The sequence below is a fragment of the Arthrobacter sp. B0316-1-20 genome (assembly GCF_059091865.1).
Genome location: NZ_JBNHHC010000122.1, coordinates 1 through 5,579, shown reverse-complemented (window position 1 = coordinate 5,579; position 5,579 = coordinate 1). Strand labels below are relative to the sequence as shown.

The 5,579-nt window shown below is 70.8% G+C and carries 4 protein-coding genes; all 4 read right to left on the bottom strand.

Features of this window, described 5'->3' with window-relative positions; all coding sequences use genetic code 11:
* Positions 1–1,722: polysaccharide deacetylase family protein (locus AC5RW2_RS40065; RefSeq protein WP_494075233.1), on the bottom strand; the 1,722-nt coding region annotated here is incomplete at its 3' end.
* An 8-nt stretch (positions 1,723–1,730) separates the two neighbouring features.
* On the bottom strand, positions 1,731–2,771 hold the full coding sequence (locus AC5RW2_RS40060; RefSeq protein WP_494030969.1) for a dTDP-glucose 4,6-dehydratase: 1,041 nt from the start codon (positions 2,769–2,771) through the stop codon (positions 1,731–1,733).
* Between the two features lie 39 nt (positions 2,772–2,810).
* The gene (locus tag AC5RW2_RS40055; protein ID WP_494030968.1) at positions 2,811–4,172 is read right to left on the bottom strand and encodes a nucleotide sugar dehydrogenase; all 1,362 of its coding nucleotides are present in this window, start codon (positions 4,170–4,172) and stop codon (positions 2,811–2,813) included.
* Between the two features lie 432 nt (positions 4,173–4,604).
* Positions 4,605–5,579 (bottom strand): helix-turn-helix transcriptional regulator (locus AC5RW2_RS40050; protein WP_494075232.1); only part of this gene is annotated, 975 nt, incomplete at its 5' end.

The following is a 5,579-nucleotide window of genomic DNA, read 5'->3' as shown; positions in this document are numbered from 1 at the left end:
CGTGCCGTCCTCGAACCCGGTGGTGATCCGTTGCTGGGCCAGCCACATGATCCCGCTGAAGAACATGCTGCCGGAGGGCACATCCGGGTACGACGCCGGCGGCTCGGGTTCGGGTTCGGGTTCCGCGGGCGGCTCAGGTTCGACCGGAGGCTCGACCGGCGGGCCGGTCGGTGTCGGGTCGACCGGCGGATCCGGCGGCGTCGGGTCGACCGGCGGATCCGGCGGCGTCGGGTCGATCGGCGGCTCGGTCGGCGGGCCCGGATCCACCGGCGGGTTCACCGGAGGAGGCGCCGTGTCGCCCAGCGGCGGCGCACCGGCCGAGTTATACAGCTCGTAGTCGTCCGTCACCAGCGTGCCGTTGGAGACCAGGTTCAGGCCGAAACTCAGGCCGGTGGCACCCGCCGGAATGCCCGGCGTCGTAAATTCCGCCTGGCTCCAGTCCGCAGCGGCGGCGAAGAACGGGCTCGAGGTCCAGTAGGTCCAGCCGCCCTGGGCCGTCCGGTAGTAGATCTCGAACTGCGTGGCGCCGCTGGATTTGTACCAGGCGCGCAGCGAATACGTGTTGCCGGCGCTGACCGCCGGCGAGCATCCGCCGAGGTCCAGCGTGGGCAGCAGCTTCGCGTCGCCGGAGGCGTAGCTTTCCATCAGCAGCTGCTGGGCCACGGTGCCGGTCCGGCCTGGAGAGGTCGGGCTGAAGGTCGGCTGGTTGACCCCCCACTGGCCGATCTGCCAGCAGCGCGGCAGGTCCGGGCCGGCCTCCTCCAAGCCCGGATTCTGGATCAGGTTGCCGTTGACCGGTCCGGGTTGGACCGCCGGTCCGGGCACGGCGGGCTTGACCGCGCCGCCGATGACCGCGTCCACGGTCCGGACCGTGGTGCCCTGCGCGGAGCGGGCCGCCAGCCAGCCGGCGAACTCATTCAGCACCGCCGGTGCCACCGAGATGGGGCCGCCGTTGTTGTCCACGTTGTGGAAGGTCAGCTGCAGCCAGCCGCCGGTGGTTTCGGCGTTGGTGACCACGTCCTTCAGGTCCTGCAGCGTCCAGGTGTTCTGCACCTGGTCCAGTGCCCGGGTCTCGAAGGCATTGGCCGGCGGGACCGTCTCCGCGACATCGAGGCCCTGGACTTCGGCGAAGCGGCTGGCGATGTCACCGAGGCCGCGGGCGCTGTTGTAGCCGCAGTCGGCGACGATCTGCCGCGCCTCAGAGATGATCGAGGCGAAGGGATAGGCGAAGCTGGTGACCTTGAAGCCCCATCCGGTGAGGTTGGCGCGGTCATTGCAGACCTGCCGCCGCACCTCGTCGTCGGAGACCTGCGCCAGGTCCGGGTGCGTGACGGTGTGGCCGCCGATCTCGTGCCCGTTCGCCGCCATTTCCTGCAGCTGCGGCAGGGTGAGGTAGTTCGTGGCGCCGACCAGGCCGGAGACCACGAAGAAGGTACCGTCCAGGCCGTGGCTGTCCAGGATCCGGACGGCCTCAAGCTGGTCGGCGTTGCCGTCGTCGAACGTCAGGCTGACTACCGTTTCCGAGGCCGCCCCGGCCCGCGGCGCCCCCAGGACGGTCGCGAAGGTAGCCATCAGGATCATCACCAGGATGGTGGCGCCCCACCAGTACGCCGGGCCGAAGCGGCCGAACCGGTCAGGTGGGCCGAACCGGTCAGACGGGCCGGGCGGGACGGCTGCACGGTGCCGGGGCCGGAGGCCGTGGGTTGCTGGGTGCTGGTTCATCCGGTCTCCTAGCGGCTCAGCGCTGCTGCAGCCGCGGCATGCCGCCGTCCGGCCGCAGGCCGCCGTCGGGCGGCAGGCCGCGCCGGCAGGGTGGCCCGCATCCACTCGGCCACGCCCAGGATGATCTCATCCACGGTCGTGGCCGGATTGAAGCCGACCAGGTGCCGCGACCGGGTGTTGTCCGGCACGCGCCGGCGCATGTCCTCGTAGCCCTCGCCGTAGGCCAGTTCGTACGGCACCAGCGTGATCTCGCTGGGGCTGTCCAGCAGTTGGACCACCCGCTCGGCCAGGCTGAGGATCGAAATCTCCGTCATGCCGCCCAGATTGAAGGCGTGCCCGTACGCGGCAGGCGACTGGACCAGCCGCACCAGGGCGGGAACGACGTCGGACACGTAGGAAAAGCAGCGCGACTGCAGTCCGTTGCCGAACACGGTCAGCGGTTCCCCGCGCAGCGCCTGCCCCACCAGGTTCGGCACCACCATGCCGTACCGGCCCGTCTGGCGGGGACCCACCGTGTTGAACAGCCGGACGATCGCCACGCGCAGTCCGAACTCGCGCCAGTAGGCGTGGGCGAACGCCTCGTCGATGCCCTTGGCCGCCGCGTACGTCCAGCGGGACAGCAGCGGCGAGCCCAGGATCCGGTCCGAGTCCTCCGGCAGCCGGTCCGCGGTGTTCTTGCCGTAGACCTCGCTGGTGGAGGCCAGCAGCAGGGCCGCATCGGCGTCGCGGCAGGCGTCCAGCACCACCTCGGTGCCGTGGATATTGGTGCGCAGGCTTTCCAGCGGATGGTCCACGATCAGGCGGACCCCCACCGCCGCGGCCAGGTGGAACACCCGGTCCGCGCCGGCCACCAGGCCGTTGACCGCCTCGCGGTCCAGGATGGTGCCCTCCACGAAGCGGAACCGCGGGTGCCCCCGCACCCCGTCCAGGTTGGCCAGGTTCCCGGTGGACAGATCGTCGATGACCGCCACCTCGTCCCCCGCCCGCAGCAGGTATTCGGTCAGATGGCTGCCGATGAAGCCGGCGCCGCCGGTAATGACAGTTTTCACAGCTCTGCTCCCCTTGATAACCGTGAGTCAGTTCCCGTGCTACAGGTGCAGCACGTTCAGTTCGCCGCCGAGGCGGTACGTGGTGTCCAGGACCGCCTGCTCCGGACCGATCCAGCCCAGCTCCAGCGAACTGTGCGCGGTGTGCAGCAGGACCAGATCCGCCGCGAAAGCGGCCGGATCATCCTGATGCGCCAGCACCGTGCCGTCATGCAGCGTCAGGGCCGGGAACAGCGGATCGTGGTAGGCCACCGTGGCCCCCTCCGCCGCGAGCCCGGCGAGGATCTCCAGCGCCGGCGATTCACGCAGGTCCTCCACGTCCGGCTTGTAGGCGACGCCGACCACCAGCACCCGGGCGGCATGCGTAGCCCGGTCCCGGTCGGAGAGGATCCGGCGCACCCGGTCCACCACCTGGCCCGGCCGCGCGGCGATCGCGTTCATCGACTGCTCGATCACCGGCGTGCTCAGCCGCTCCTTCTTCATCTGCCAGAGCAGGTAGTGCGGATCGCACGGGATGCAGTGCCCGCCGACGCCCGGCCCGGGCGTGAACTTCATGAAGCCGTACGGTTTGGTGGCGGCCGCCTCGATCACCTCCATGACCTCCAGCTGCAGCGCCCGGCAGATGTCCGCGAACTCGTTGGCCAGTGCGATGTTGACGGCGCGGAAAGTGTTTTCCACCAGTTTGGTCATCTCCGCCGCGTCCGCGGACGGCACCCGGTGCACCCGCGAGACGTACTTGCCCAGCAGCAGGGCGGCCGCCTCCCCGCAGGCCTCGGTGATCCCGCCGACCACGCGCGGCACGTCCTCATGCGCGATGTCGTCACTGCCCGGATTGATCCGCTCCGGGCTGAAGGCCACGAACACGTCCGTGCCCGGGATCAGTCCGCGCGCCGCCAGGGGCACGGCCAGCAGGTCCCGGGTGGTGCCCACATACGTGGTGGAGGTCAGCAGGATCAGCTGCCCGGGCACCGCATTCTCCACAACGGTGGCGCAGGCGCACCGCAGGATGTCCAGGTTCGGGATCAGGTACGGATCCACCGGCGTCGGCACCGCAATCACGACGGCGGCAGCCTCCCGCAGGCGGGCAGCGTCACCGGTGAGCGCGTACCCGGGGTCGGCGAGGGCCCGGGCCAGACGTTCCCGGTCCGAAGGCACCAGGTCCGCGGCTTCGGCGGCGATCACCTGCAGCCGCGCCGGGTTCGCGTCCAGGCCCAGCACCCGGTAGCCGGCCTCCCGGAACGCCAGCGACGTCGGCAGCCCGACGTAGCCCAGGCCCACGATGGCGACGTCGAAGGTGAAGGCCGGTGCCGGCGTCGTACTGGGTGCCGTCGGTGCGATGGTGACCGGCACGGCAGGTGCCGGGCTGCGGTGGGTGTGCGGCGGTCGAGTGGTTTGCAGCGTCATCTGAATCTCCCCTTGATTGTTCTGACTCTGGGTGGCCGGCACGGTTCCTGACGTGGTTCCTGATGGACCGCCCGTTGCCCCAACTGGCGGTGCCTGTGCCGGTATCCGGTCGGTGCCGGTCCGGGCGGCGACTCCGCCCGGTTCCACCCTTGAAGCCTAGGAATCGGCCCCGGGAGCGGCACGCGTGGACTGCACGCAACTTGTCCCTCGACCACGTGCCCGGCCCCTCAACCCGTACGCATCCCTACTCACCCCCGCGTCCCCTCCCCGCGACTCAGCAGCATCGGCAGGCGCTCGCGGCTGAGTCTGCTCAGGTACTGCGAAGACGCTGCGGCGTGTTTCCCGGACACGCCGAAAAAACCGTGAACCGGGTCGAGGTACCTGAGCAAACTGGGTCAGGGCCCGCAGCCGGGCCCGCCTCCAGGGCCGCGGTCAGCCGGGGACTGCCGTTCCGTCCGGGGCCGGGGTCCGGGCCAGGTATGCCGCCGCGAGTTCGCTGCGGGTGCTGACGCCGAGCTTCTCGTAGATCCGGTAGATGTGCCCCTCCACCGTGCGCAGGGAAACCCTCAGCCGCGCGGCGATCTCCCGGCTGCCGGCCCCGCTGGCCACCAGCGCGGCAACATCCCGCTCGCGGTGGGTCAGTTCCTTCCGGGCGTGGGTCTCATTCAGCTGTGCTGTGACCACATCCGGCAACCGTTCCAGCAGGCGCTGGAGCAGTTTCATTCCGTTGCGCCGCCGGACGAAGTCTCCGTCCCGGGCCAGGCACCGGACGCCGCTGGCCGCAGCCTCCGCCGCCAGCAGCAGGTATCCCGCGGCCTCGGCGGCCTCCGCGACCCGCACCAGAGCGTCACCGGACCTCTCCTGCAGGGCCAGGGCATGGTCGTGCGCCAGCCGCAGCTCGGTCCCCTCGCAACCCCGGGTGATCTCCGCCAGCCGGTCCACCCGGCCGGAATCCCCCAGCCTGAGCAGCAGCCCGATAACCTCGGCTTCCGCACGCACCGGCCCGGTCCGTGCCAGCTGGTCCGCGACCCTGGCCAGCCCGGCCAGCGCCGCGGACGCGCCCTCGAAAACGGCGCTGGCTGCGGCCACATGCGCGCAGGCCAGCAGCGAGTGCTCGCGGGGTCCGGCGTCCAGCTCGGCGGACAGGTCCGCGAAGACTGCCGAATAATGTGCGACGGCGTCCCGGTCCCCCAGCAGCGCTGCCGCATCCGCGGCGACGGCCGCGGCGTAGGGCAGCAGGTGCTCCGGGTCCGCGTGGCGCAGCCCCTCGACGGCGGGCACCAGCTGGGCCAGGGTCTCGCGGATGAAGCCGCGCCGGAAATCGATCAGGGCGCGCAGGAAGGCCAGCGTACCGCCGAAGATGACCAGGCTCGGCACCGAGGCTGCCTCCAGCTCGGCCAGCCGGAC